At 65.4% G+C, this 25,477-nt stretch carries 26 protein-coding genes; 14 read left to right on the top strand and 12 right to left on the bottom strand.

Annotation, left to right across the window (positions count from 1 at the left end):
- Positions 1 to 2 precede the first annotated feature (2 nt).
- Positions 3 to 635: an aa3-type cytochrome oxidase subunit III gene (gene ctaE / locus AC1C2U_RS01965; RefSeq protein ID WP_495360039.1), complete on the bottom strand. Its 633-nt coding sequence runs from the start codon at positions 633 to 635 to the stop codon at positions 3 to 5.
- Between the two features lie 135 nt (positions 636 to 770).
- Here ctaE and trpD point away from each other — a divergent pair, with 135 nt between their 5' ends.
- Complete coding sequence (gene trpD, locus AC1C2U_RS01960) at positions 771 to 1,823, top strand: anthranilate phosphoribosyltransferase (protein WP_495360038.1); 1,053 nt, start codon at positions 771 to 773, stop codon at positions 1,821 to 1,823.
- Between the two features lie 25 nt (positions 1,824 to 1,848).
- Here the strand turns inward: trpD and glpK are convergent, their stop codons facing one another.
- Both glpK and AC1C2U_RS01950 read right to left on the bottom strand, forming a co-directional pair.
- A complete protein-coding gene (gene glpK, locus AC1C2U_RS01955) occupies positions 1,849 to 3,363 on the bottom strand; it encodes a glycerol kinase GlpK (protein WP_495360037.1) in 1,515 nt (504 codons plus the stop codon).
- Positions 3,364 to 3,454: 91 nt separating this feature from the next.
- Entirely contained in the window at positions 3,455 to 4,231 is a 777-nt protein-coding gene (locus AC1C2U_RS01950) for an MIP/aquaporin family protein (protein ID WP_495360036.1), read from the bottom strand.
- 217 nt (positions 4,232 to 4,448) lie between these two features.
- Between AC1C2U_RS01950 and dhaK the strand changes: the two genes are divergently transcribed.
- The 3 genes from dhaK to dhaM are packed head-to-tail and all read left to right on the top strand — an operon-like array spanning position 4,449 to position 6,858.
- Positions 4,449 to 5,450: a dihydroxyacetone kinase subunit DhaK gene (dhaK, locus tag AC1C2U_RS01945; RefSeq protein WP_495360035.1), complete on the top strand. Its 1,002-nt coding sequence runs from the start codon at positions 4,449 to 4,451 to the stop codon at positions 5,448 to 5,450.
- A gap of 24 nt (positions 5,451 to 5,474) precedes the next feature.
- Positions 5,475 to 6,122 carry a dihydroxyacetone kinase subunit DhaL gene (gene dhaL, locus AC1C2U_RS01940; protein WP_495354045.1) on the top strand — a complete coding sequence of 216 codons (648 nt, stop codon included), beginning with the start codon at positions 5,475 to 5,477 and terminating at the stop codon, positions 6,120 to 6,122.
- Position 6,123: 1 nt separating this feature from the next.
- Complete coding sequence (dhaM, locus tag AC1C2U_RS01935; RefSeq protein ID WP_495360034.1) at positions 6,124 to 6,858, top strand: dihydroxyacetone kinase phosphoryl donor subunit DhaM; 735 nt, start codon at positions 6,124 to 6,126, stop codon at positions 6,856 to 6,858.
- A 17-nt stretch (positions 6,859 to 6,875) separates the two neighbouring features.
- Here dhaM and AC1C2U_RS01930 read toward each other — a convergent pair whose 3' ends face one another.
- Positions 6,876 to 7,640, bottom strand: a complete 765-nt coding sequence (locus AC1C2U_RS01930) for an SDR family NAD(P)-dependent oxidoreductase (RefSeq protein ID WP_495360033.1) — start codon at positions 7,638 to 7,640, stop codon at positions 6,876 to 6,878.
- A gap of 75 nt (positions 7,641 to 7,715) precedes the next feature.
- On the opposite strand from AC1C2U_RS01930, the gene AC1C2U_RS01925 reads away from it, so the two are divergent.
- A complete protein-coding gene (locus AC1C2U_RS01925; RefSeq protein ID WP_495360032.1) occupies positions 7,716 to 8,048 on the top strand; it encodes a hypothetical protein in 333 nt (110 codons plus the stop codon).
- 13 nt (positions 8,049 to 8,061) lie between these two features.
- Here the strand turns inward: AC1C2U_RS01925 and AC1C2U_RS01920 are convergent, their stop codons facing one another.
- On the bottom strand, positions 8,062 to 8,559 hold the full coding sequence (locus AC1C2U_RS01920; RefSeq protein ID WP_495360031.1) for a MarR family winged helix-turn-helix transcriptional regulator: 498 nt from the start codon (positions 8,557 to 8,559) through the stop codon (positions 8,062 to 8,064).
- A gap of 79 nt (positions 8,560 to 8,638) precedes the next feature.
- Here AC1C2U_RS01920 and AC1C2U_RS01915 point away from each other — a divergent pair, with 79 nt between their 5' ends.
- Positions 8,639 to 9,610, top strand: coding sequence for an SDR family NAD(P)-dependent oxidoreductase (locus AC1C2U_RS01915; protein ID WP_495360030.1), 972 nt, complete (start codon positions 8,639 to 8,641; stop codon positions 9,608 to 9,610).
- Between the two features lie 373 nt (positions 9,611 to 9,983).
- Positions 9,984 to 12,155 (top strand): RNA polymerase recycling motor ATPase HelR, encoded by a 2,172-nt coding sequence (gene helR, locus AC1C2U_RS01910; protein ID WP_495360029.1) that lies wholly within the window; start codon positions 9,984 to 9,986, stop codon positions 12,153 to 12,155.
- Between the two features lie 56 nt (positions 12,156 to 12,211).
- Here helR and AC1C2U_RS01905 read toward each other — a convergent pair whose 3' ends face one another.
- Both AC1C2U_RS01905 and AC1C2U_RS01900 read right to left on the bottom strand, forming a co-directional pair.
- On the bottom strand, positions 12,212 to 12,733 hold the full coding sequence (locus AC1C2U_RS01905) for a DUF1269 domain-containing protein (protein ID WP_495360028.1): 522 nt from the start codon (positions 12,731 to 12,733) through the stop codon (positions 12,212 to 12,214).
- A 206-nt stretch (positions 12,734 to 12,939) separates the two neighbouring features.
- Positions 12,940 to 13,284 carry a VOC family protein gene (locus tag AC1C2U_RS01900; protein ID WP_495360027.1) on the bottom strand — a complete coding sequence of 115 codons (345 nt, stop codon included), beginning with the start codon at positions 13,282 to 13,284 and terminating at the stop codon, positions 12,940 to 12,942.
- 77 nt (positions 13,285 to 13,361) lie between these two features.
- On the opposite strand from AC1C2U_RS01900, the gene AC1C2U_RS01895 reads away from it, so the two are divergent.
- Together AC1C2U_RS01895 and AC1C2U_RS01890 are read left to right on the top strand one after the other, a co-directional pair.
- Complete coding sequence (locus AC1C2U_RS01895) at positions 13,362 to 13,874, top strand: TetR/AcrR family transcriptional regulator (RefSeq protein ID WP_495360026.1); 513 nt, start codon at positions 13,362 to 13,364, stop codon at positions 13,872 to 13,874.
- Positions 13,875 to 14,313: 439 nt separating this feature from the next.
- Positions 14,314 to 14,751 (top strand): VOC family protein, encoded by a 438-nt coding sequence (locus AC1C2U_RS01890; protein WP_495360025.1) that lies wholly within the window; start codon positions 14,314 to 14,316, stop codon positions 14,749 to 14,751.
- Between the two features lie 108 nt (positions 14,752 to 14,859).
- Here AC1C2U_RS01890 and bsh read toward each other — a convergent pair whose 3' ends face one another.
- Together bsh and AC1C2U_RS01880 are read right to left on the bottom strand one after the other, a co-directional pair.
- On the bottom strand, positions 14,860 to 15,834 hold the full coding sequence (gene bsh / locus AC1C2U_RS01885) for a choloylglycine hydrolase (protein ID WP_495360024.1): 975 nt from the start codon (positions 15,832 to 15,834) through the stop codon (positions 14,860 to 14,862).
- 266 nt (positions 15,835 to 16,100) lie between these two features.
- Complete coding sequence (locus AC1C2U_RS01880; protein WP_495360023.1) at positions 16,101 to 16,670, bottom strand: dihydrofolate reductase family protein; 570 nt, start codon at positions 16,668 to 16,670, stop codon at positions 16,101 to 16,103.
- Positions 16,671 to 16,935: 265 nt separating this feature from the next.
- Here AC1C2U_RS01880 and AC1C2U_RS01875 point away from each other — a divergent pair, with 265 nt between their 5' ends.
- Positions 16,936 to 17,658, top strand: coding sequence for an NADPH-dependent F420 reductase (locus AC1C2U_RS01875; protein WP_495360022.1), 723 nt, complete (start codon positions 16,936 to 16,938; stop codon positions 17,656 to 17,658).
- Positions 17,659 to 17,878: 220 nt separating this feature from the next.
- On the opposite strand, the gene AC1C2U_RS01870 is transcribed toward AC1C2U_RS01875, so the two are convergent.
- Positions 17,879 to 18,274, bottom strand: coding sequence for a hypothetical protein (locus tag AC1C2U_RS01870; RefSeq protein ID WP_495360021.1), 396 nt, complete (start codon positions 18,272 to 18,274; stop codon positions 17,879 to 17,881).
- Positions 18,275 to 19,096: 822 nt separating this feature from the next.
- Here AC1C2U_RS01870 and AC1C2U_RS01865 point away from each other — a divergent pair.
- Entirely contained in the window at positions 19,097 to 20,536 is a 1,440-nt protein-coding gene (locus AC1C2U_RS01865; RefSeq protein WP_495360020.1) for a threonine/serine exporter family protein, read from the top strand.
- 409 nt (positions 20,537 to 20,945) lie between these two features.
- Here the strand turns inward: AC1C2U_RS01865 and AC1C2U_RS01860 are convergent, their stop codons facing one another.
- On the bottom strand, positions 20,946 to 21,500 hold the full coding sequence (locus AC1C2U_RS01860) for a helix-turn-helix domain-containing protein (RefSeq protein ID WP_495360019.1): 555 nt from the start codon (positions 21,498 to 21,500) through the stop codon (positions 20,946 to 20,948).
- Between AC1C2U_RS01860 and AC1C2U_RS01855 the strand changes: the two genes are divergently transcribed.
- Entirely contained in the window at positions 21,474 to 22,472 is a 999-nt protein-coding gene (locus AC1C2U_RS01855) for an alpha/beta fold hydrolase (RefSeq protein WP_495360018.1), read from the top strand. The two genes, AC1C2U_RS01860 and AC1C2U_RS01855, sit on opposite strands and share 27 nt — an antisense overlap.
- A 1,010-nt stretch (positions 22,473 to 23,482) precedes the next feature.
- Positions 23,483 to 23,869 (top strand): hypothetical protein, encoded by a 387-nt coding sequence (locus AC1C2U_RS01850; RefSeq protein WP_495360017.1) that lies wholly within the window; start codon positions 23,483 to 23,485, stop codon positions 23,867 to 23,869.
- Between the two features lie 153 nt (positions 23,870 to 24,022).
- Here AC1C2U_RS01850 and AC1C2U_RS01845 read toward each other — a convergent pair whose 3' ends face one another.
- A complete protein-coding gene (locus AC1C2U_RS01845; RefSeq protein ID WP_495360016.1) occupies positions 24,023 to 24,526 on the bottom strand; it encodes a winged helix-turn-helix transcriptional regulator in 504 nt (167 codons plus the stop codon).
- Between the two features lie 103 nt (positions 24,527 to 24,629).
- Between AC1C2U_RS01845 and AC1C2U_RS01840 the strand changes: the two genes are divergently transcribed.
- Positions 24,630 to 25,124, top strand: a complete 495-nt coding sequence (locus tag AC1C2U_RS01840; protein WP_495360015.1) for an SRPBCC family protein — start codon at positions 24,630 to 24,632, stop codon at positions 25,122 to 25,124.
- Positions 25,125 to 25,477: the final 353 nt, after the last annotated feature.

Below are 25,477 nucleotides of genomic sequence, written 5' to 3'. Positions count from 1 at the left end.
GCTTACTTGAGGACGTAGATGACGAGGAACAGTCCGATCCAGACGACGTCGACGAAGTGCCAGTAGTACGAGACGACGATCGCACTCGTCGCCTCGCGGTGACCGAAGTTCTTGACCGCGAAGACGCGGCCGATCACGAAGAGGAAGGCGAGCAAGCCACCGGTGACGTGCAGGGCATGGAAGCCGGTGGTGATGTAGAACGCCGAGCCGTAGGCGTTGGAGTCGATCGCAATTCCCTCGGAGACGAGGGTGGCGTACTCCCAGACCTGGCCGGCGACGAAGACGGCACCCATCGCGTACGTGAGGAAGAACCACTCGACCATGCCCCACTGCTTGGGCTTCCACCCGGTGGCGTATGGCTGCATGCGCTCCGCGGCGAAAACGCCGAACTGGCACGTGACTGATGACAACACCAGGATCAGCGTGTTCACCAACGCGTACGGCACGTTCAGCCGGCCTGCCTCAAACTCCCAGAGTTCGGGAGATGTCGACCGCAGCGTGAAGTAGATCGCGAAGAGTCCCGCGAAGAACATGACCTCGCTGCCGAGCCAGACGATCGTGCCCACCGCAACGGTGTTCGGTCGTTTGATCAGGGGCGCGTTCGCCTGATAAGTGATTGAGGTGCTCGTCACCATCCCATTATGGCTGAAACGAGGCCTGAGTTTTCGTCATCCGGGGGAGTTGCGTCGACCTGAGGTGGTTAGGCAGACCTAAGTCGAGCTGGGTGACGGCCGCGAATCCGCCGTGAATCCCGCAGATAGGATCGACGCATGCCCGCGCGACAGAACTGGCCAGACATCCTGAATTCCCTGCTCGAGGGCACCGATCTGAGCGTTTCGGATGCCGCGTGGTGCATGGAGCAGGTCATGACGGGCGCAGTCAGCGAAGCGCAACTCGCCGCGTTCCTTGTTGCGCTCCGAGTGAAAGGGGAGACGGTCGACGAGATCGTCGGGTTCCGCGACGCGATCCTCGAACACGCCGTGCCGCTGCCGGTGGATCCGATGGCGCTCGACATCGTCGGCACCGGCGGCGACCGCTTCGGCACGGTCAACGTCTCGACGATGGCATCGATCGTCGCCGCAGCATCCGGAGTGCCCGTCATCAAGCACGGCAACCGGGCGGCGAGTTCGTCCTCCGGATCCTCTGATGTGCTCGCGGCTCTCGGGCTCGACCTCGCGTTGCCCGCCGAACGTGTCGCAGCAGTTCTCGACGAGGCAGGCATCACCTTCGCCTACGCCGCCGCATTCCACCCGGGCTTCCGCCACGCCGGGCGGGTTCGTGCCGAGCTCGGGGTGCCGACGGTGTTCAACTTCCTCGGGCCGCTCGCGAACCCGGCGCGCCCCGAAGCGTCTGCAGTCGGTGTCGCTCACCTCGATCGCGTCCCGCTCATCGTCGGCGTCTTCCAGACCCGCGGCGCGACTGCACTCGTATTCCGTGGCGATGACGGCCTCGACGAGCTGACGACGACCGGGCACAGTCACCTGTGGGAGGTCTCCCTCGGCACGGTCAAGGAGCACGACCTCGACCCGCGCGACCTGGGGATTCCGCGGGCGACGATCGATCAACTCAAGGGCGGCGACGCCGAATACAACGCGGGAGTCGTCAACGAGCTTCTCGCGGGCGGGCGCGGCCCCGTGCGCGACATCGTCGTGCTGAATGCCGCTGCAGGGCTCGTCGCCTTCGATCTCGCGAAGGATCCGGCCCAGGTGCAGCGCGCGATCCTCGATCGCTTCCGCGAAAAGATGGCGGTCGCCGAAGAAACGATCGACAGCGGCGCGGGCACCCGCAAACTCGAACAGTGGATCGCGGCGACGAAGGCCTGAACGAGGCATCCGCCGCCGCGACTGCTCATTTCACGTCGTCGTCGACCCAATCGAAGGTCTTCGTGACGGCCTTCTTCCAGAGTCGGATCTGACGATCGCGCTCAGCGGGATCCATCTTCGGCTCCCAGCGGGAGTCCTCCTGCCAATTGGCGCGGAGCTCGTCGAGGTTCGCCCAGAAGCCGACCGCGAGGCCGGCCGCATAGGCGGCGCCGAGGGCTGTCGTCTCGGCGACTACCGGGCGAACGACCGGAACGCCGAGGATGTCGGCCTGGAACTGCATGAGCGTGTTGTTGGCGATCATGCCGCCGTCGACCTTGAGCTCCGTCAGATCGACGCCCGAATCGGCGTTCACCGCTTCAAGCACCTCGCGGGTCTGGAAGGCCGTCGCCTCGAGCGCTGCGCGGGCGATGTGGCCCTTGTTCACGAAGCGGGTCAGGCCGACGAGTGCGCCGCGCGCGTCAGGTCGCCAGTACGGTGCGAACAGGCCCGAGAACGCCGGCACGAAGTACGCGCCGCCGTTGTCGTCGACCGTGTTCGCCAGCCGCTCCACGTCGGGCGCGCTCGAAATCAGTCCGAGGTTGTCGCGAAGCCACTGGATGAGTGAACCCGTGACCGCGATCGATCCCTCGAGCGCGTAGTGCGGGGCGGCGTCTCCGAGCTTGTAGCCGAGCGTCGTCAACAGCCCGTTCTTGGAGTGGACGATCTCTTCGCCGGTGTTGAAGATCAGGAAGTTGCCCGTGCCATAGGTGTTCTTGGATTCACCGGTGTCGAACGCGGCCTGGCCGAACGTCGCCGCCTGCTGGTCGCCGAGGATCCCGGCGACGGGAACCTCGCGGAGCAGACTCGACGGCTCCGCGATGCCGTAGACCTCGGAGGAGGACTTGATCTCGGGCAGCATCGAGCGCGGCACGCCGAAGGCCGCGAGGATCTCGTCGTCCCACGCGAGGGTCTCGAGGTCCATGAACATCGTGCGCGAGGCGTTCGTGACATCCGTCGCGTGCACACCACCGTCAGGGCCGCCGGTGAGGTTCCAGAGCACCCACGAGTCGGTCGTACCGAAGAGCAGGTCGCCTGCCTCGGCCTTCTCGCGCGCGTCCGGCACGTTCTCGAGGATCCACACGATCTTCGTGCCCGAGAAGTACGTCGCCAGCGGCAGGCCGACCTTCGCCTTGAAGCGCTCGACGCCGCCGTCGGCCGCGAGCCGGTCGACGATCGGCTGCGTGCGGGTGTCCTGCCACACGATCGCGTTGTAGACCGGCTCGCCGGTGTTCTTGTCCCACACCACCGCGGTCTCGCGCTGGTTCGTGATGCCCACCGCCGCGATCTCGTGACGGGTCAGATCGGCCTTGCCGAGGGCCTGCCCGATGACCTCCCGGGTGTTGCGCCAGATCTCGGCAGGGTCGTGCTCGACCCAGCCCGCCTTCGGGAAGATCTGCTCGTGCTCGAGCTGCCCGGTCGAGACGATCGATCCGGCCTTGTCGAAGATGATCGCGCGCGACGAGGTCGTGCCCTGATCGATCGCCAAGATGTAGTCGGCCATTCGGTTCTCTCATTCTGTTCGGCCGGCGGGCGCCGGCGATCGTTCGGATGGATGACGTCGGGGCCGGCCCGACGGGCCGGCCCCGACGCGCTCAGCTGATGAGGGGGAGCAGTGGGATCGCCGCCCATCCGGCGATCAGACCGCCGAGGATCGGTCCGAACACCGGCACCCACGAGTACGACCAATCGCTGCCGCCCTTGCCCTTGATCGGCAGGATCGCGTGCGCGATGCGGGGGCCGAGGTCACGGGCCGGGTTGATCGCGTACCCCGTCGGGCCACCGAGCGAGACGCCGATGGCGATCACGAGAAGCGCCACCGGGAGCGCGCCGAGCGCTGCCAGACCGCCGTCACCCTGGCGTCCGCCGCCGAAAGCGATCACGACGAAGACCAGAACGAAGGTGCCGATCATCTCGGTGACCATGTTCCACGCATAGTTGCGGATGCCGGGGCCGGTCGAGAAGACACCCAGCTTCGACGCCGGCTGCGGCTCCTCGTCGAAGTGCTGCTTGTAGGCGAGCCAGACGAACACGGCACCGATGATGGCACCGATCAGTTGCGCACCGATGTACGCGGTCACCGAGAGGAAGTCCACCGGCACGGTGAGACCGAGGGCGGCATTTCCGAACTCCGTGGCACCGTTCGCCACGAGACCGAGGGTGACTGCAGGGTTGATGTGCGCGCCCGACGCATACGACACGATGACGCCGGCGAAGACCGCGAGGCCCCAGCCGATCGTCACCATGAGGAACCCGCCGTTGAAGCCCTTCGTCTTGGCGAGGGCGACGTTGGCCACCACCCCGCAGCCGAGGAGCACGAGCATCGCCGTTCCGACGAGCTCGCTGAGGAACAGCACTCCGAGATTGTCCACGTTGACCATCCATCCTTTTCGCTGAGCCCAGTGGGCCACGCCCAGGGGCGGAACACTGCCCACGATACTCAGACCGGCCGCGCCGCGGAATGGGGGTATGAGATTTCACACGGCCTCTTACGGTCGACGGCGCGACGGGCGTAGGTTTGCGATGAGTACTGCGTCGACGTCGATGCACGGCTGCACGGCGTCCGGCAGCTGAGTGGAAGGGATGTCCGTGAAGAAGATCATCAACGATCCGAAGCGGGTCGTCGAAGAGTCGGTCGCGGGGTTCGGGCTCGCCCACGCCGATCTCGTTCGAGTCGAGTTCGATCCGATGTTCGTCGTGCGGGCCGACGCTCCGAGCGTCGGCAAGGTCGGCATCGTGAGCGGCGGCGGCAGTGGGCACGAGCCCCTTCACGCTGGCTTCGTCGGATTCGGCATGCTCGATGCCGCCGTGCCCGGCGCGGTGTTCACATCTCCGACTCCGGATCCGATCCTCGCCGCGACCAAAGCCGTCGACGGGGGAGCGGGCGTACTCCACATCGTGAAGAACTACACGGGTGACGTGCTGAATTTCGAGACCGCTGCAGACCTGGCGTCCGCCGACGGCATCGACGTGCGCGCCGTCATCACCGACGACGACGTCGCCGTCAAGGACTCGCTCTACACGGCGGGCCGGCGCGGGGTAGCCGGCACGGTGCTCGTCGAGAAGATCGCGGGAGCCGCCGCAGAGCGGGGCGACTCCCTCGATGAGGTCGCCGTCATCGCGGAGCGGGTGAACGCGCATGCGCGGTCGATGGGGCTCGCGTTGACGCCCTGCATCGTGCCGCATGCAGGTGAGCCCAGCTTCACGCTCGCCGAGGACGAGATCGAGATCGGCATCGGCATCCACGGCGAGCCAGGGCGGGCGCGCATCAAGCTCGAACCCGCCGACCGACTCGTCGACCGGCTGCTCGAGCCGATCCTCGAAGACCTGCCGTACGAGCGAGGCGAACGCGCGCTGCTGTTCGTGAATGGCATGGGCGGCACCCCGCAGATCGAGCTGTACCTCGCGTACCGACGTGCGGCAGAGGTGCTCGAAGAGCGCGGCATCGAGATCGGCCGGTCGCTCGTCGGAAACTTCATCACGGCGCTCGAGATGCAGGGCATGTCGATCACGCTGCTGAAGCTCGACGACGAGATGGTCGAATTGTGGGATGCTCCGGTGCAGACTGCTGCACTGCGGTGGGGACGATGAAAACGGATCGAAGGGGGAATCTCGGTGGGATTGGACATCACCTGGGCTGTGGACTGGGTCAGACGGAGCGCGCAGGTCATCTCGGAGCATCGAGTTGAGCTGATCACGCTCGATCGTGAAATCGGTGATGGCGATCATGGCGAGAACATGGATCGCGGTTTCCAGGCGGTGCTGCCGAAACTCGACGACCTGGCTGCCGGATCAACCCCCGGTGATGTGCTGAAGCTCGTGGCGACGACCCTCATCTCGACGGTCGGCGGAGCCGCCGGCCCGCTCTACGGCACCGCCTACCTGAAGGCAGCGGCAGCGGCAGGCGGTGCGGTCTCACTCGACGGCCCGGCCATCGCCGCGATCCTCGCGGCGGCGCGCGATGGGGTGGTGTCACGCGGCAAGGCGGAGTCGGGCGACAAGACGATGGTGGACGCGTGGACTCCAGCCGTCGACGCAGCGGCTGCCGCGGCCGCAGCCGGCACGGACGCTGCCGGCGTCTTCGCCGCCGCGGCCGACGCTGCCGAGGCCGGTGCGGCGGCGACCGAGCCGCTCATCGCCCGAAAGGGCCGGGCGAGCTATCTCGGCGAACGCTCTGCAGGCCACCGTGACCCGGGCGCCGAATCGAGCGCTCTGCTCCTGCGAGCCGCCGCCGACGCGGCTGCGGCTTCAGCGGGGGCGTGAGGTGGGCACTACCGGCAAAGTCGGCATCGTCTTCGTCTCGCATTCGGCCGGCATCGCCGAAGGACTCGTCGAACTCGCCCGGCAGATGGCGCCGACGGCCACGCTCGTCGCGGCGGGCGGCACCGACGACGGTCGCATCGGCACGAGTTTCGATCGTGTGACCGCGGGTATCGCAGAGGCCGACGCCGGCGCGGGCGTCGTGGTGTTGTGCGACTTGGGCTCAGCGATCCTCACGACCGAAACCGCCCTCGATTTCCTCGACGACGAACTGCGGGCGCGCGTACGTATCGCCGACGCACCGCTCGTCGAGGGCGGGGTGGCCGCAGCGGTTGCGGCGGAGTCGGGGGACCCGATCGACGTCGTCATCGCGGCCGCCGAGTCGGCGCGCGGGGCGGCGGGCGCGGGAGCCGCCGAAACGGCCGGCGGCGTGCACTCGGCCGAACGCGCGGATGCTGCCGATGACAGCCGGCACGAGGCATCCGGCTATGCCAGAACCATCAGCCTCGTGAATTCCGACGGACTGCACGCCCGGCCCGCGGCGGAACTCGTGAAGCTCGCGAGCACGTTCGCACAGAAGGTCACCGTCAATGGCACCGACGCGAAGAGCCTGCTCGGCATCATGTCGCTCGGGCTCACGAAAGGTGCCCGGGTCGAAATCGCGAGCGAAGACCCCGACGGGCGGGCGGCAGTCGACGCGATCGCCGAGCTCGCTGAATCGGGCTTCGGCGAGGCGTGATGCGCCCGTCGTGCAGTTCAGTTGCCGCCGGCGACCCTGATGTCGGCACCGGAGGTGTACGCCGCGTCGGCTGAGAACAAGTAGGCGACAGCGCCGGCGATCTCATGCGGTTCTCCGGCGCGGCGCATTGGGATCTTGCGGGCACGCTCGTCAGGCGCATTCGGCCGCCCCGCGGCAGCATGGATCTCGGTGCGTGTGGTGCCGGGGGAGACCGTGTTGACCCGTACTCCCACGGGTCCGAACTCCTTCGAAGCACCCGCGGTGAGCGCGTTCAGCGCCGCTTTGCTCATGGCATACGGGATGTACGTGTTCGGCGAACCGGTCGTCGCCGCGCCCGAAGAGATATTCACGATGCATCCGCCCGCCCCGCCGCGGTCGGTCGCCATGTGGGCGATCGCCGCTCTCGTGAGCACGATCGGTGCGAGCACGTTGACCCGGAAGAGCAGCTCGCTCTCTTCGATCGTCGCGTCGAGGAATCCGCCGATGAGGCCGGTGATCCCGGCGTTGTTGACGAGCCCCGTCACTCGACCGAACTCGGCGATGGTCGCGGGCACCACGGTCGCCGCGACATCGAGGTCGGCAAGATCGACCTGCAGCAGGAGCACGCGGGCACCGGATGCAGCGCACCGGCGAGCGATCGCGTCGGCCTCGTCTCGACGCTCGCGGTAGGTGAGCGCGAGGTCGTGACCATCGGCGGCGAGGCGCTCGGCGATCGCTGCACCGATGCCGCGGCTCGCGCCGGTGATGATCGTGACCGGGCGTGTCGTTGCGGCATCCGTCATGTCTTCACCCTATGCGCGCTGGGCCGCGCGAATCCGACGGTGGCGGTGAACGGCGAGCAGGCGTACCATCTGGCCATGGCACGCGACGAGGCGAGCCGCCCCGACGGCAACGCATTCACTCACTTCTTCGACCGTATCGACCGGGCGTTGCTGCCCGCGTTCGGCCCACCGCCGGTGGTGGAAGAGGGGTCGGATCCTCAAATACCCGCCAGCGAGCGGGCGTGTCCGATCTGCGGGCATCCGATGTTCGAGCACGTCATCGACCACTCGACCGCGAATACGGTGCTGGTCTGCCCGACCGATGAGCGCCTGCCCGAACCCGAGGTCGAGGGGCCGTTCAACGAACTCGGCATGCCGGCATCCGGAAAGCGTCTCGAGAAGTTCGCCGAGCGGAATTCGTCGCGCTGAGCGCGCGAGTCGGTTAGGTACCTGTTGGGTAGATCGCGTCGTACCCCGGGTGCACCCCCGGTGCGAGCCCGGCACCGTCGGCGATGCGTTGCAGCATTGCGACGAGTGACTTCCGCTCCGTCGGAGCGAGTACGCCCAGCAGGCCGTCGTCGCACTCGTCGAGGCTTGATTCGATTCGTGGCAACAGGTTCTTCGACGCGTCGGTGAGGTGAACGGCGTGCGCGCGCCGGTCGACGGGATGCCGCCGGCGTTCGACCAATCCACGTTGCTCGAGCTCATCGACCATGCCGACCATCACGTTGCGATGGACCCGCAGCTCCGCAGACAACTGCTGCTGTGTCCGCCATTCGGTGTCGGCGAGGATGCGCAACAACCCCACCTGTCGGGCGTTGATGCCGAGTGGCACGAGCAGCTCGTCGAATCGCGTGTCGGAGAGGTATCCCAGCTGAGAGAGCAGAAAACTGGGGCGCTCTCGCAGGCTCTGCGGAGGAGTGCGCTTCGCTTCGGACATGGGTTGATGATACATCCGGAGGATTGCATTCTTGTGTGATTGTCACCATGGGTGCATACTTGCATCGAGGAGTAGACACATGGACACGCGCTGGCCGACAACCCGGACATTCGTCGTGACCGGCGGCAACGCCGGCCTGGGCTTCGAATGCGCCCGGTTCCTCGGAACCGGCAGCGACAATCACGTCATCATCGCCGGTCGCGACGCGGAGAAGTGCGCGCTGGCCGTGAACCGCCTGCGGGGGATGGGTTGTTCCGCCGAGGCGTCGACGCTCGATCTCGCTGCGCTCGACTCCGTTCGGAGCTTCGTCGAGACCTACCGGCACGCCGAACGGCCGCCCCTTGCCGGCGTCGTCTGCAACGCTGGCGTGCACAGCGTCGGCGCCGCCGTGAAGACCGCCGACGGCTACGAAGCCACATTCGGGGTCAACCACCTCGGCCACTACCTGCTGACGAGACTCCTGCTGCCGGAAGTCGCTGCTCGCGGTCACATCGTATTCGTCTCCAGCGCGACACACGATCCTGCTGAGAAGACCGGATTCCCGGAGCCGCGCTATCGCAACGCGCGCGAGCTCGCCGGCGACTTCGAGCCGGGCAAGGTCGCCGGCAGACGCCGATACACGACTTCGAAACTGTGCAACATCTACTGTGCGCACGAGCTCTCACGGCGACTCTCCACCTCGACGGACGAACGCCTCCGTTCCATTCGCGTGAGCAGTTTCGATCCTGGTCAGATGCCCGGCACGGGCCTTGCGCGTTCGTATCCACCGCTGTTCCGATTCGGGTGGAAGTACGTGCTTCCGGTCGCGACGCTGGTTCGGCGAAACCATCACCGTCCCGCGACCTCCGGCAGGAGATTGGCGGAGCTCGTCGTGAGCAACGATGTGCCGGGTGACGGGAGGTACTACTCCAACGGGCGCGAGACGCGTTCGTCGAGGCTGTCGTACGACTTGGAGAACGCTGTCGATCTGTGGGAGTCGAGTGCCGCCATGGTCGATCTGCCGCGCGTCGGCGAGCGTCGCCGAGCGACGCCGTCGACAACGCCGATCTGAACGTCGTCGACGGCGCGTCGCACTTGAAGCTCCACGATCTGTCCGTCGGATTCGTCTCGAGCTGGGCGCAGTGGCAGGAGCTGCTTGCGAGCGGGGGACTACTCACCTCGCCACTTCAAATCTATAGCAGTGAGGGGGGCTTGCGGCAAGGCCCCGGGCATGCCGCAGACTGGTCGGCCGAGGCCGGAGTCAGCGGCATAGGGGAGTCAAGCGATGCGTGCATGGTTGTCGAAGAAGGGTTGTTCGGGGGGTCGTCGAACCGCGAGTGGGACTCGCCGGGCGGCGACGAGGTGCGCTGCGCTACGAAGGCCGGGGCAGCATACGCCGTGTCTCGATCTGGTCGACGCGCACAGCGGTGAAGGGAACCGATGACATGACCCTGACCACAAGCGTGTTCAACCTTCCCGACCGTCTCACAGCCAAGGCCGTCCCACCGCTGATCGTCGACGACGAGCAGCACTTCGCGACGATCGCGGAGAGCCTCGAGCACTCGATCGCCGACGTATCAGACCGTCTCGATGCTGTGCGTAAGGAACCCGGGCGGACGGGGCAGGAGGCGTTGGACCGGGACCTTGAGATCCACCGGCTGACCGCTCGTCTACGTACGCTGCGCCGTTTCGGCCTGGACGTGTGCCTCGGGCGCATGGTGAGCGCGGAGATTCCCGAACCCGTGTACGTCGGACGGCTCGGCCTAACGGACAGTACGGGACACCAGCTGCTCATCGACTGGCGTTCCCCTGCGGCCGAGCCGTTCTTCGGAGCGACGCACGCCAACCCGATGGGTCTGGTGAGTCGCCGGAGATATCGCTGGACACGCGGTCGAATCGTCGATTTTTGGGATGAGGTGTTCACCACGGACGGATTCGAAGGGAACGCCGCGCTCGACGACCAGTCCGCCTTCATCGCCAGCCTCGGCAGCAGCCGGTCCACCCGGATGCGGGACGTGCTCGCCACCATTCAGGCCGATCAGGACGCCATCATCCGCGCGGGATCCCGTGGTGCACTCATCGTCGACGGCGGCCCGGGCACGGGGAAGACCGTCGTCGCCCTGCATCGCACCGCCTACCTCCTCTTCTCCGACCCTCGCCTCGGGCACCGCCGAGGTGGGGTGCTGTTCGTCGGTCCGCATCCGGCCTACCTGGCCTATGTCGCCGACGTCCTTCCCAGCCTCGGAGAGGAGGGCGTACAGATCTGCACCCTGCGGGACCTCGTTCCCGAGGGCGCGGAGGCAACGATCGAAGTCGACCAGCCTGTAGCCCGGCTGAAGGCATCCGCCGATTTGGTGAAGGGGGTCGAGGCGGCGGTCAGGCACTACGAGCGGCCGCCCACCGCGGGAATGGTGATCGAGACCCACTGGTCGGACATCTGGCTGGACGCCGGCGATTGGGCCGAGGCATTCGAGGCGCCGGAACCAGGCACTCCACACAACGAGGCGCGCGATCAGGTGTGGGACGAGCTGCTCACGATCCTGATGGACAACCACGACGACGAGGACGTTTCGGCTGACCTGCTCCGTCGGTCACTCGAGGAGAACAGCGAACTGCGCTCGACTTTCAACCGAGCGTGGCCGCTGCTCGATGCGGCCGGCGTCGTCGGTGACCTGTGGTCTGTCCCTGCGTACCTGAGGAAGTGCGCCCCATGGCTCGACGACGACGAGATCCAGGCACTGCAGCGCGCAGACGCCCGCGCTTGGACGGTGGCCGATCTACCGCTGCTGGACGCGGCGCGGCAGCGGATCGGCGACCCGAGAGCGTCGCAGCGCAAGCGTCGTGATGCTGCCATCCTCGCCGCCGAGCGTGATGAGATGGCACGGGTGGTCGATCACCTGATCGCGACCGACGACTCCGAGCTCCAGGTGATGTCGATGCTGCGCGGACACGACGCGCAGAACGCGCTGGTCGACGACGCGGTTCTGCCGGCGGTCGATCCAGACGTGCTCGCCGGTCCGTTCGCGCACATCGTCGTCGATGAGGCTCAGGAATTGACGGATGCCGAGTGGCAGATGCTGCTGCTCCGCTGCCCGTCCCGCAGCTTCACCATCGTCGGCGACCGCGCCCAGGCACGACACGGGTTCACGGAGTCCTGGCAGGAGCGGCTCGAACGGATCGGACTCCACCGGATCACCCAGTCTGCCCTGACCATCAACTACCGCACGCCGTCCGAGGTGATGGCGGAAGCCGAGCCGATCATCCGAGCCGTCTTGCCAGACGCCAATGTGCCGACCTCGATTCGCAGCAGCGGCGTCGCAGTCGAGCACGAATCCCTGTCGAACCTGGGCGCGATCCTCAGCAACTGGCTTGCCACGTATGCCGACGGGATCGCGTGCGTCATCGGTACGCGCGATGTCGATGTCGACGCGTTCGGGGCGACGTCCCGAGTCCGGTCACTGACCCCTGAACTTTCGAAGGGGCTCGAATTCGATCTCGTCATTCTCATCGACCCGGAGGATTTCGGCACGGGCATCGAAGGAGCGGTCGACCGATATGTCGCGATGACCAGAGCCACCCAGCGACTCGTCATCCTCACGAGTCCCGGTCGACGCTAGCGAGAGGCCCGGCTCAGATTCCTCTGAGCCGGGCCCGTCGTCTCGCGGAGTGGGAGTTAGCTTCCTGCGCGCACTTCGCTTGCAGCGGCCTTGACTGCTGCGTCGAGCTCGGACTTCTTCACCTTGGTCAGCTGCTTGGCAACGTGCTTCTCGGCCTTCAGCTCTACCTTGCCGAGTGCATCTTCGACGTTGCTGGCGCCGGCAACGAGCAGCGCTGCCTGGCCTGAGTCGATGAGATCGCCGATTTCCTTGACATCGGCGCGGGACACACCGCGCCACAGGTGGCCGCTCGCCGCGCCGATCGCGCCACCGACAATCGCAGTTCCAATGATGGCCGGCGGGAAGAGGAGACCAACCACCGCGCCGGCGACTGCCCCGCCCCAACCGCCGTGCCGAGTTGCCATCTCGTCCTTGTTGAGGTGCACCTTTCCTTCGGCGTCCTTCGTAATCACTGCCGCGTCGTAGGTGCCAACGTCGCCCGCATGATGCAACTCCTTGACGATGTCGTAATCGGCCCGAGCGGCAAGTTCGCTCGGGTACGTGCCGATGTAGAGGAAGATTCCGCCGTTGTCAGCCATGTTGATCTCCAATCATTTTGACCCCGATTTCAGAAATGAAGCTTCTTCGTGGACCCCGATTTCAGAATGAGGTTCCTTCATAGAATCACGTTGTAGCCATCACGTCACCCCCTTGCCCCAAGCGTTGGTATGCCGTATGGGCGCCGTTCAGGCCGCTGCCGCGCCGAGAGTCGGGACGAGGAACGCAAGGAAGGGGAACGAAGGCGCTACTCGGCGTCGATCGATTGATCCATGATGTAGATCGTCTGGCCACCGACATCCTTGTAGACGGCGTTGAAGCCACCGGGGATCTCGGAAGGCTCCTCGACGACCTGGAGCGTAGCCGGACGCTTGTCGTGGAAGGCCTGCACGCTCTCGACGACGAACAGCGGCCCACTCGGTGCGCTCGGATCGTTGGCATCGAGCATGAGCTGAACGTCAGTGCCGGGAAGGGTGAGCGCAACCGTCGTGTCACCCTCGCGCCACACCTCTTCGCTGCCGAAGACGTTGCGGTAGAGAGCGATGGAGGCTTCCATGTTCGCAGTGGGAGCGAAGAGGAATTCGAACTTCATGAGGTGTTCCTTTCGTGTCGTAACTGGCATTGCTTCCAGCGTAACGGCATTATGTACATATGCGCGAGTGGATTCCTGTGTCGACGTCCCCGAAGGGGCGGCTGGCGCTGACCGCTGTCCGCGCATTCGGAGCACGGCCGTTCGATGTGGTCACCGTCGGGGAGCTCGCCGCAGATGCCGGGGTGACGACCGGCGCGATCTACCACCACTTCGAGAGCAAGCTCGGTCTCTACACGTTCGTGCGCCGCGATGTCGAGCGTCGACTGCTCGATCGAATGGAGGGGGCTGTCAGCGCCACCGGGGGAGGCCCCGAAGCCGTGAATGCGGCACTACTGGTCGGGTTCGACTTCGCCGTCAGCCACGACTTCGAATGGCTCCTCTGTGAGCCGCCTGCCGGATCGGCGGACGACCCGTTGGTGGAACTGCTGACGACGCTCAGCCACCCAGCCCCGCCGCCGATGGGTCGCATGATCGCTGCGGCCTGGAGAGCCGCTCTGCTGGCGGTCGCGGAGGGCGTCGATGCCGATCAGGCACGCAGCGCTCTGACTGCACTGGACATTCGCGTCGACGGGAATGCCGACCGCAGGTGAGCCCTATCGAGGCGTCGCCTGGACAGGGCTCGGCACGCCATTCATTCGCCAGCCATACTGCGAGCATGACCGCATACTCGCCGTAAGGGTTGAGATGCACAACACCATTACATCACTGTGGGATGCATGACGACACGCTTCACGCCAGAGAACCATCAATCGGTTGATTCGAACGCAGGACATGAGCACGCGTGGCGGGTTGAATCCAGGCACATCACGTCTGACGGTGAAGTGCTCTACGTGCAGTGCACCGTCTGCGGGGTGCGACGTGTCGACTTTCGCAACCACGAAGCGGCTCCGACGACCGCACTGAGCGTAGAAACGCGCAGATAGCGGCGCTCAGTCGGCGGCTGAATTCTGGCGCTGACGCCTACGAGGTCGGCAGACGTCGGGGAGGCCCAGGCGATACGAATCGGGACGGCTCGGTAGCATGCAAACTATGTCCATCAAACTTGAGAACGTCGGCATCGCCGTTCGCGACCTCGAAGCAACGATCTCCTTCTTCACCGACCTCGGTCTCACGGTCGTCGGCCGTGACACGGTCAGCGGCGAGTGGACCGACACTGCCGTCGGCCTCGATGGCAACCACGCCAACATCGCAATGCTCCAAACGCCAGACGGTCACGGTCGACTCGAGCTCTTCGAGTACATCCATCCCGAAGCGATCGAGACGACGCCCACTCTTCCCAACGAAATCGGCATGCACCGAGTCGCCTTCTCAGTCGACGACATCGACGAAGCCCTCGAGACAGCCGCGAGGCACGGATACCGTCCGCTTCGCGGCGTGGCGACCTACGAAGACATCTACAAGCTCACGTACCTCCGCGGTCCGAGCGGCATCCTCGTAATGTTCGCCGAAGAGCTGAAGAAGAGCTGAACACGCCGGTGTTCGCGAGATGCAGCATGCTGCATCTCGCGAACTTGGCATCCGCTGATGGTTCGGCCCGCGAACGACCGGGTTGGCCCGTCTCCGGCTGTACCAACCTCAATTCTGCATATGCACCTGCTGGCCCTTGATCAGCGGGTATGCAGTCAGCGTGTTTCCGTCGAGGTCTTCCTTGTGCATGTCGACCGCGGTCAGCTGGCTGTTCTCGTAGGTCGTGTAGTAAAAGATTCCCTTGTCGGTGTTGCAGCACGTCGAGTAGATCGTGATCTCGAACTTCCCGGGGGAGACCTCGGCGCATCCCCGCTGCTGTGCCACTGACCCCAGGATGTGGAAGAACTGACTGATCGACTCCGACTCGGAGTCGCCAGACACCGAGTTCATCTTCGTAAAGGCCGCCTTGACGAAGCGAGATGCCGAAGAGAGGTCTCCCGGGAGGCCGATCGCGCCCATTCCTCGGCTGTAGACGTCGAACTGCAGCTCGTCTGAGAAGTTCTTCTCGGGAGGCTTCCTCGACAGGTGCATGTAGTTGTTCAGGTTGAAGGACTGGATGTCGAAGGTCGGGTTGTTGGTGAGCAACCCGATGGGATTGTCGTAGACCTTCAGCCCGTCCTTCACGCTCTCGACCGTGATGGATGCCGTTCGGTCGGAGATGATCCAGTGCAGCGGGGAGAGCGGGAAGGTTTCGCTGAAGTCGATCTTCACGAGGTTCAGCGTCGAAAGGGCCGTCTTCACCTCGTCAACGGTCTCGAATTGACCGAGGAGCCAAGGGATGAGTTCGAACGGCGTGATATTCGTCTTGCCGTCCGCTTCGGGCTTGTAGTCGGCGTTCTCCACGAAGTTGAGCCCTGCCATGCTGAGGCCCTTCTCGTTCGTCGCGTCGTAGTACAGCGGGTAGCCGTCCGCGATGGTCGCTATCCCGATGATCGCGTGATGCGTGGTGAGCGCAGGCGCCTTGCGGAAGTCGAACGTGAAGTTCCGCGGTGTGACGGTGACGGTCTCGTTATATGAGAACTCAAGGTCGAGATTGCGCCCGAAGTAGTGATCCCGCGTGGTGTAGCTCAGCCCTGTGCACATGTTGCCCCCGCTTCTCGTGTGTAGGTAGGTGCAACGCTAGCCGGAAGAGGGGCGCGTGACTACCCTCTCGGACACGCACGATCTCTCTGCGAAGCCGTGCCCGCGGGAAGCGCGGTGCCGTCGTCAGGGCGTCTTGAAACGGTGCACGCAAGCATTGGCCAAACTGGATGTGCATCTACTGCAATAGCGCTTCTTGCTGATGACGAAGTCGCTAACCGACCCACAAAGTTCGGTCACGCTTGAAGCGTCCAGGGCACCAAATCACGTCACGCAGTGACTCGCGTGGGCCGGTATCGCAGCGCGATCGCCCCCGACCGGAACTCATGGCGATCCACGAGCGCGAGCTGGATGCGCTCGCGCAGACCAGCGAGCAACGTCGGCCCGTGTCCGGCAAGCACCGGCTGCACCAGGAACTCGTACTCGTCGATCAGTCCCAGATCTGCCAATGCCAGGGGGAGCGTCACGCCGCCCACCCACAGGCCCTCGCCCGACTCCTGCTTGAGCCGCTGAACCGCTGGCCCCAAGTCGCCTCGCACCGGCTCGGCATTCCAATCGACCCCGCTCAGCGTGCTCGACACGACGTACTTCTTCGCCCGGTCGATGGTCTCGGCGAACGGGATCTGCGACTCATCCATCCAGTCAGGCCACGTGCCCGTGGCCGGCTTCCGCCACGCCGACTCCATCATCTCGTAGGTCACCCGGCCGAATAGCAGGGCATCGGCTCGCTCCATCTCAGCCGTCCAGTAGCGCATTGACTCCTCGTCCGGGGGGAGCCCCGCCTCGTGATGGCAGCAGCCGTCGAGCGTGACGTTGATCGAGTACCGAAGTGGTCTCATCTCGTTGCTCTCCTTCGATGCGCGGCCCCGAATTCACCGGACGAACTGTCCGTCCGGTTAGGGTTCCGCCTGTGACACGCGAGGCGTGCCGACCTCTGTCTCATGCAGCTCGTGATCAATCCGCGTCGCTCAACGTCCCTCTTTGCGCGCACTCGAGCGACGCCCTCGTCGTCAGGGATAAGGGAATCAGTGCGACTGAGGTCGGGTTCAAGCCTAAGGAGTGTCGCTCGGCTGGCACCCAGACCATTGAACATTATCGAAGGGAATGAGCATGACGACATTGGGAATCATTGGAAGTGGGAACATCGGATCGGCGGTCGCTCGACTCGCCGTTGCGTCAGGTATGAACGTGGTCCTTGCGAACTCCCGCGGACCTGAGTCCCTCCGTGACCTCGTTACCGAGCTCGGACCACTCGCCAAGGCTGGCACAGTCGAAGAAGCGGCCAGCAGCGGAGAGGCGATTGTGCTCTCCATTCCACTACTCGCGATCAAGGACCTACCTGCCGGACTGCTCCGCGACAAACTTGTGCTGGACACTAGCAACTACTACCCGTTCCGCGACGGCCGGGTCACGCAACTCGATACCGAGACCGTGACTGCAAGCGAGCTGGTGCACGGATGGCTCGTGGGAGCCCGCTATGTCAAAGCATTCGGCAATATCCTCGCCCACCACATCCCCCTCCTTTCACGGCCCAGCGGTGCCGCCGACCGCTCCGCCCTCCCCATCGCGTCCGACGACGACGAAGCAAAGCGTGAAGCGGCGGCACTCATTGACCGGCTCGGCTTCGACACTGTCGACGCCGGCACGCTCTCCGACAGCTGGAAGTTCGAACCCGAGTCCGGAGGCTTCACACGCATCTACCTCGCGGATTCGAACACTCCCGATGACCAGCTTCTTTCCTCCGAACCCGGCCCGACATCAGCAGATCAGGTCAACGCCGCGTTAGCATCGGCCACTCGTGTGAAGGTCGCCGACCGCGTCTTCTGAGATTCTCGCACTCTCTCTGCGCGATGAGATCGCGGTGTGGGTTGTGCCTCGACGATCATCGCAAGTGGTCAGGTCTACTTGTTTGCCGATCCCTCAACGGGCTAGCGCAGCCCCAGTTGGCGAGCTCGAGCGCGCCACAACATCCTGCATTCTTTGCAGGTTGTAGATCTACTGATGGTGAAGTCTCTCAACCGAATTTGCACAAAGCTCCGCCGGCGGATCAGGGCAAGCAGTTGGTGTTGTTGATGCCGAGCTGAAACAGGTCCCCTGCCCACAGGAGCTGTGCAATGCCGATGCCGATCGCTGAGGCGATCACGAGTGCAGCGGCAGCGTAGGTGAGACCGCGCCACCGGTAGCTCCTCCATCCGAGTGCCACGAGCGCGATCAGCCCTACGAGGTGAAGGAGGATCAGTGGAATGCCGCCGAAGAGCTCGGCGAACCCTGCCTCGGTCGTGCCAGCTGCGAGCGCCTTGCATTGCTCGGTCTGCGCTTCGAACTGAGCGAAGCCGTACCAAACCCATGCGACTGTGGCTCCCAACGGCCCGAGAGTGGCTACGGTCCAGAAGCCAACCCGCGCTGAATGCGACGAGGTCGTGGGCACCAGCAGCTGAGTCATACCGCGAGGATATCCGTGTTCTGGCATACTGCGACGTCGCCCAACTGACTGTGGCTATCGCGTACCCGCCCGCTGCTAGAGGCAGTTCCGTGCGCCACTGCAGCGTAGCCAACTTTCCCCAAACTGCATGCTGGCGAACACTTCGAAGATGGTGATGGGCTGCTGCCCGCCGACGGGAGGGGAGTGGGCGCCGGTTACTACGGGGGAGTCGGGAGCCAAGGTGCTCCATGACATTGACGGGGCGTGTTTCGCGAAACTCGTTGCTACTGAAGGGACAGACGACTTGGCGGCTGAGCGAGACCGCATCGCGTATGCAGAGGGTTACCTGCTGCCTGATGGGGTGGGGATCGGCTCTCCCGACCCGTCACTCCACGAGGTCGGAACAATCTCCTCGCCGGCGACACACGAGGAATGAGCACCGCCCAGAAGGCGGAACTCGGCGACATCCGCCCCCGCGAATCGCCCTGAGTTCGTGACCGGATTGCTCACCCATCAGAGCGAGCCATCGAAGTAGCAGAGTAACAAGAGAAGGCCAGCCCTCCAGCGGCTGGCCTTCTTCTTTCGTCGCCGCGTAGGCAGAGCCACCCGTTCTCACGTAGCCGTGCTTCAAACCGCAGATAGACATGTGGCGAGGGAGGAAACGTGGTCAACTGTCCGGTTCAGCACCCAGCTCTGGTCAAGCCGGGGGAGTGATAGCTGCGGCCGCGCCGTCCCATTGCCCTCCAGCGTGCCATACGGCCGAGCGTGTGCGTTCTCCGGCGATCCCGTCCCGACAGTCCCGCTGATCGTGCCGCACCCACCCGGCCGCTCTACAGTGTGCAGATGATCTCGAAGTTCGCACCGGATCCGATCGCCCCCGTGCTCGAGCGACTCGGCGAGTCCACCGTGCCGACGTTCGTCGCCCTCGCCGTGCTGCTCGCGGGGGCCGTCGTGCTCTTCGCATTGCGCCGCCGCGCCGAACCCGACCTGGCCACGAGCGCTCGCTCCGCGGTGGACACGGGAGCGGTGCCGGTACCATCGGCCGGCGAACCCGACCCGGGGGCAGCGCTCGCCGCGACGGAGGCGGTCGGCGCCGCCATGACCGACGCCGGGTTCTCGGTCATGACGGTGCGCAACGCCCTCGACGACATCGCGCGCGTGAACGGCCTTCCGGCGAGCCAGGTCGTGGTGTTCCCGACCGCGCTCCTCGTGTCGGCTCGTGACGAGGGCCAGGAGGGGGAGGAGGGGGAGGAGCGTACCGGTGCCGTCCTCAGCGGCGAGGGCCGCCTGCTCCTTTGCCAGATCGACGAGGTGCAGCGAACCGTGGATGCCGCGCGCACGGGCCTGCTCGACCCCGCCTCGACGATCGCCCGCATCCGCTGGGTGCGCGAGATGAAGCCGCCGTACGGGCGGGTGCTGCGCGTGCTCGGGTACGTACTGCTCAGCGCCGGGCTTTCGGCGATGCTCGGAGCGTCGTGGCTGGGCATCGGCGTCGCGGCCGCGCTGGGCGCCGTCGTCGGCACGCTCCTCCTCATCGGCGAGCGGCTGCCGGACCGATACGGCGCCCTCATCACCGTGACCGTGGCGTTCAGCGTCGCGCTCGTCGTGTTCGTGCTGATGCGCGCCGGATTCGGCCCCGGACTCCTGGCCGCGCTGATCGGGCCACTGGTCGTGCTGCTGCCGGGCGTGCTGCTGACGACCGCGGCGCTCGAACTGTCGACCGGCCAGATGATCGCGGGCGCTGGCCGCCTCGCCGCAGGCGGCATGCAGCTCGTGCTCATCGCGGCGGGCATCGTCAGTGCGGGGGCGCTCGTCGGCGTGCCCGACCTCGAGTTCACCGAGAATCCCGAGGCGCTCGGCACGGTCGCGCCCTGGGTCGCCGTTGCCGTCTTCGGCGTGGGGATCGCCGTGCATCAATGCGCCCCGCCCCGCGCCATGCTCTGGATGATGTTCGTGCTCTACATCGCCTACGCCGCGCAGGTCATCGGCGGCGTTGTGCTCGGCGGCGTGCTGTCGGCCTTCGTCGGTGCTCTCGTCGTCACGCCCGTGACGGCGCTCGTCGCCCGGCAGCCCACCGGCCCGGCCGCGATGGTGAGCTTCATCCCCGCGTTCTGGCTGCTCGTGCCCGGCGCGCTGGGCCTCGTCGGCGTGGCGGAGGTGCTCGGCGGTGACGCCGGTGGCACCGCCTCGCTGATCGCCACGCTCGCGACGATGATCGCGATCTCGCTCGGCGTGCTCGCCGGGTCGATCGTGTCGGATCGGATGCGGCGACCGCCGCTCTGACCGAAGCGGTTCTCGCGTGCCGGTACGGTGGTGACGGCGTTCGCGAGGTACTTGTCGATGTGCGCTTGGCCGAAGGCGAAGACGTTGACGTGCTCCTCCTCGAGCCAGATGAGAAACTTGCCGGCTTCGGTGATGCACTCCCGTGCGCACGGCACTCAGGGTTGGAATATCCCTGATCACGTCAGCGAAAGAAGAGGCGAGGCAATCATTGGTGCGCTTTCAACAAAGTGCGGAATCTGACCTTTGCCTCATTCTTCAATGGGTGAAGTTGCTTAACCGGATTTCCGCAAAGCTCGATCCGCGACGGCCGAGCGAGTGCAGATTCTCTGGCGCGGCATCGTCGGTGAGGTGCCAGTCTGGGGACCTGGATGCAGGCAGCGCAAACCTTGGTCTCGAACGTCGCGCCGGACTATTCGCTCTCGAGTGGACCAGTTTCGGCACTGTTGACGGGGAACAGGATCGGGCTGAGGAGATGGCGACTCCGTGACGCCGATGGTTCATTGCCGATGTGCTTGATGATGACGTCACGGAGTTCACTGATCAGCTGGGCGCGCTCCTCGGAGCTGAGCCAGATCGAGTGCTGGCGGTAGCCCACAAGGTCGGCAGTCGGGTCCGCGTCGGGATCATCGAGATAGCTGTTGAACTCGGCGATCAGCACCGCAGTCGCGGCGGCGAACGCGCGACGGTGGTCGGCGATGGAAGCTGAGGCGGCGGCGGCCGCGTCGATGACGGAAGCTGCACGGTTGAGGCGATACCGGCGCTCAACAGCGCCGCGCACCCGTTGCTCGCCGTCGACTTCGAGCACGCCGCCGCCGGCGAGCAGTGCGAGGTGGCGGTAGAGCGTGGCCTTGGGCACATCGGCGAGCCAGGCCCGGAGCTCAGTGGCCGTGACCGCGCGCCCTCCCGACATGGCGTGAACGATGCGGAGGCGCACGGGGTGCGTCAAGAGATCGAACGTGGTCACGAATCAATAGTCTCATGGGTTAGATTGGTCTCAGAAATGAGACTGAGTGAGAGGGGCACCATGACTGGAGTCATCCCAAGGATCGAAGCGACCCAACGCCCGCCGCTCGGCGAGCTGTACGAGCTCGGTGGACGCCGCGTGATGCTACACCGCTCCGGGAGCGACGGGCCAGTCGTCATCTTCCTTCCGGGCGCTGGTCTCATCGGCCTCGACTTCCTGAACCTGCATCTTCAGGTCGCGGACATCACGACGAGCGTTCTCTACGACCGTGGCGGCACGGGATGGAGCGACCCCGTCGAACTACCCCGGACCCCGACCGAGGTGGTCAACGAGCTCCGCGCGGTACTCGCCGAGGCCGGTGTTTCTGGGCCGTACGTCCTCGTCGGACACTCCCTGGGCGCCTTCTACGCGCGCCGCTACGCGCAGCTCCATCCCGACGAGGTCGCGGGCCTCGTGCTGCTCGACCCGGGCCACGAGGACATCATGTCGTTCATGCCGCCGCAGGCCGCAAAGCTGAACGATCAGATGACCTCGGGCCTTGACGACCTCCCCGACCTGACGGTCCAACAGATGCAGACGGCCCGCGAGCAGTATGCCCAGATTTACTCGGCGTGGGGCGAGGAGGTCCGCGGTCCGCTCATTGAAGAGCACCTCGAATCGTGGCGAACCCAAATCGATGAGACGAAGAACTTCGAGACCGAGGTCTACGACGAGCTGCGCTCAGGCGGCCCTCTTCCCGAGGTTCCTGTGATGGTCCTCACCGCCGGCGGTGTGAACCCCTACTGGGCGAACTTCATGTCCCAAACGGACATGCGCGAGGCGCTTGACGGCGTACGCCGGATGCAAGCAGCGATCGCCGAATCGGTGCCGCGGGGCGAGCAGCGCCTACTCCCGGACGCCTCACATCAGTACCTGCACATCGAGCGCGAAGCCGCAGTGCTCCAAGCCATTCGCGACGTTATCGGACGCTGAGTCCCTGTTCGTGACATGCCGAGTACGTGACGGCTGTGACGGGCCCGGCAATCCCGGTCGACCGACAACCTGCAATTTCTGCAGATGGGGGATTTACTGATGGTGAAGTTCCACAAAGCTCGCTCCGGCTGAGCCACATTCGGCTGCACCGTGTCCGAGATGTGAAGCCGGTGCTTCGCATCGACACAGCGGGCCATGTGTGAGTCGGCACGTGCGGCGTGCTGTGCGAGTGTCTTGGGGAGTAGCCCAGCAGGTCGGACAGGGACTTCACGTCGATGAGCGTTGCGAGTTGCTTCAGGGTCGTGTTTCGCGTCCGTTGTCAGGGTGGTGAGCCGCTGCTGGAGGGTGGGGACGGAGATATGTTGGCCGGCTCGGTATCCGGGAAAGAGCCAATCGGTACCGGTGTTCGTCGTCAGGCCCTCTCTGTCGTCAAGTTACCGCCAGAACAAGGGCGCGAGAAGTTCGGGGATCTCGCTGGGAATCCCGCCGAGCCGGATGAGCATAACCTCGGGTCGAAGCTCGATGTGTTCGGTGGTGAACCGTCCCGGGTTTCGTGCCGTTTCTTTCTGGCACGTCGTGCATCGCTGGATCGGTGCCGTATGAGGCACGTCGGGGGAGCGGCCAGTTCGCAACCAATGCGAAGATGTCGTCTACTGATGGTGGAGTTGCTTAACCGGATTTCAACAAAGCTCGCGGGGCTTTCGAAGCGTTTAGGGCACCCCGGATTCTATTGATCGATGCAACGCGAAAGTGACGCGGGCGGGGCATACGGGAATCGCGGCCGGTTGTTGCCCTCGGGCTGCTCCGCTCGAGCGCGAGCACCGCTGGGGGGACCGGCTTTCGGGCGCGTTTCCGACGGGCCTCTGGCAGTATGGGCGGGTGGATGGCAGCGCACCCGGTTCTGGTGCAGACGATGGGTTCCCGTCGGGGATCGATATGCAGGCGGACGATAGCGGGTGATCGGTCGATCCCTGCGGTGGAGACCACTCAGCGCTTACAGCTCTCTCGCGATGATTCTCGCAACCGCACTGACGTTGGGTGTCGTAGCGGTGTTCCTCGCCCGCAATCCAGCGACCGGCGTATGGGCTGTGTTTGCGGTTCCGCTGTACCTACTTGCGTTCTTCCTCGTGACCGAGACCATTGTGCTGGCGTTCCTCGCCGTGCGGGCGACGTTTGCCCGAGAAGCGCTCGCCCGAGTGCTCGCCCTCGCTGCGATCGCAGGGATCGGTGGGATCGCCATCGCGACAATCTTCTGGTGGTGCATCGAGTTCGAGGCGCCTCCGGCCTGGGCTTGGGTGGTATCGGCCCTGGGCTCCGCGACCGTATTCGGATGGTACGCGTGGCGCTATGAACTGGATGACGAGAGCAACGCAACCCTCCGCATCAGAGACCACTGAGGGATCGACTTTCGGGACGACGGTGCTCGAGAGTCGAGTCCGAGAATTCGAGCGGGCACCTCGCAGCGGCCAGTGTAGGAATTGGCCACTTCTCATGGAATCTAGCCCACAGAACCGATGACAAATGCCGCGGAATTCCACGTGGTTCGCCGCTTATGTGCGCCCGGAAACCTCCACCGTCGCCGTCACGCGACCGCGCGCGCTGGCGCTCAGCCGCGCGAACGCGCTCTCCGCGCCTCCGAGGAGCGAACCACCCTCGCGCACGGCCTGCTGCCACGCGTCGAGCACGTCGTGGCGGTCCATCGCCATGACCGCCTCCCACGGATCGTCCTCCTCGATGGGAACGTTGCCCATGCCCCATCGCGCCGCCTCGTACAAGAGCGGGATCGCCGCGATGCCGCTCTCCGTCGCCGAGTAGGTGACCTTGCGGGCATCCGTCTCGCTCGGGGTGCGCACGATGATTCCGCTGCGCTCGAGTCGGGCGAGGCGGTCGGCGAGCACGCTCGGACCGATGCGCTCCTCGGACCGAAGGAACTCCCCGAAGGTGTGCTTGCCGAGTGTGAGCAGGTCGCGCATGATCAGCAGCGACCAGCTGTCGCCGAAGGTCTCCACGGTGAAGTTGGTGGGGCAGGTCGACCGCCCTTCAGCTCGCTTCATGCGTCGAGTCTACGGCATTGACTTTGATCATCGTAGTGATCTACGCTTCGATCATCGAAGTGAAACAGATGCCGCGGCGGCGGCCTGCAGCGGAGGAGCCACGATGAACGACACGACCCAGCACGAGACGCACGATCTCGTCGTGAACCGCGACATCCCCGCCCCCATCGAGGCGGCCTGGAAGTCGTGGACCGAACCCGACCGCGTGCTTCGCTGGTGGGGCCCGAACGGCTTCACCTGCACGGTCGCCGAGCTCGACGTGCGCGTCGGCGGCACGTCCCTTGTGTGCATGAGCGCCCCCGACTGGGGGTTCCGGGCGCTGTACAGCACCTGGGCGTACACGCTCGTCGACGCACCGCACCGCCTCGAGTTCATCCACAACATCGCCGACGAGCACGGCGCCGCGATCGACCCCGCGACCATCGGGGCCGCGGGCATCCCGCGCGACGTGCGGCACGTCATCACGTTCGAGTCGATCGGCGACGACGCGACTCGACTCACCGTCACCGAACTCGGCTACATCGACCCCGAGCAGCTCGCGCTCTCGAAGAAGGGCCTCGAGGAGTCCCTCGACAAGCTCGTCGCGATCTACGTGTGAGCCCAGCCGCCCCGGACGTCCCCGCATCCCCGAGGCCGCGCGCACCGCGCTGCCTCGCTCCTCGACTTGCTCCTCCGCCCGTCGTACGGGTTGAGGCATGGACTGCGCCGTCGCGGTGATCGCCGAATGGATGCCGCTGCAGCGGTGATTCGGCGGCAAGGGTCACGCGCCATCGCTCCGCCTCGTGGGCGCGTTCGAGCGGTCGACCGTCGAAGAGCGCACCTGGTTCCCCATAGCGGGGGAGCCCGTAGTCGACCCAGCCGCCAATTACGTCGGCGGCCCACTGCCATACGGTGAGCACTGCTCTAACCTTCTTGGCGGACACGCGATGTGCCTTGCCCCAACGGACGCGA

The organism is Agromyces sp. Y575 (assembly GCF_059445445.1).
The sequence above is the reverse complement of the archived record's forward strand: the minus strand, read 5'-3'. Positions and strand labels throughout refer to the sequence as shown.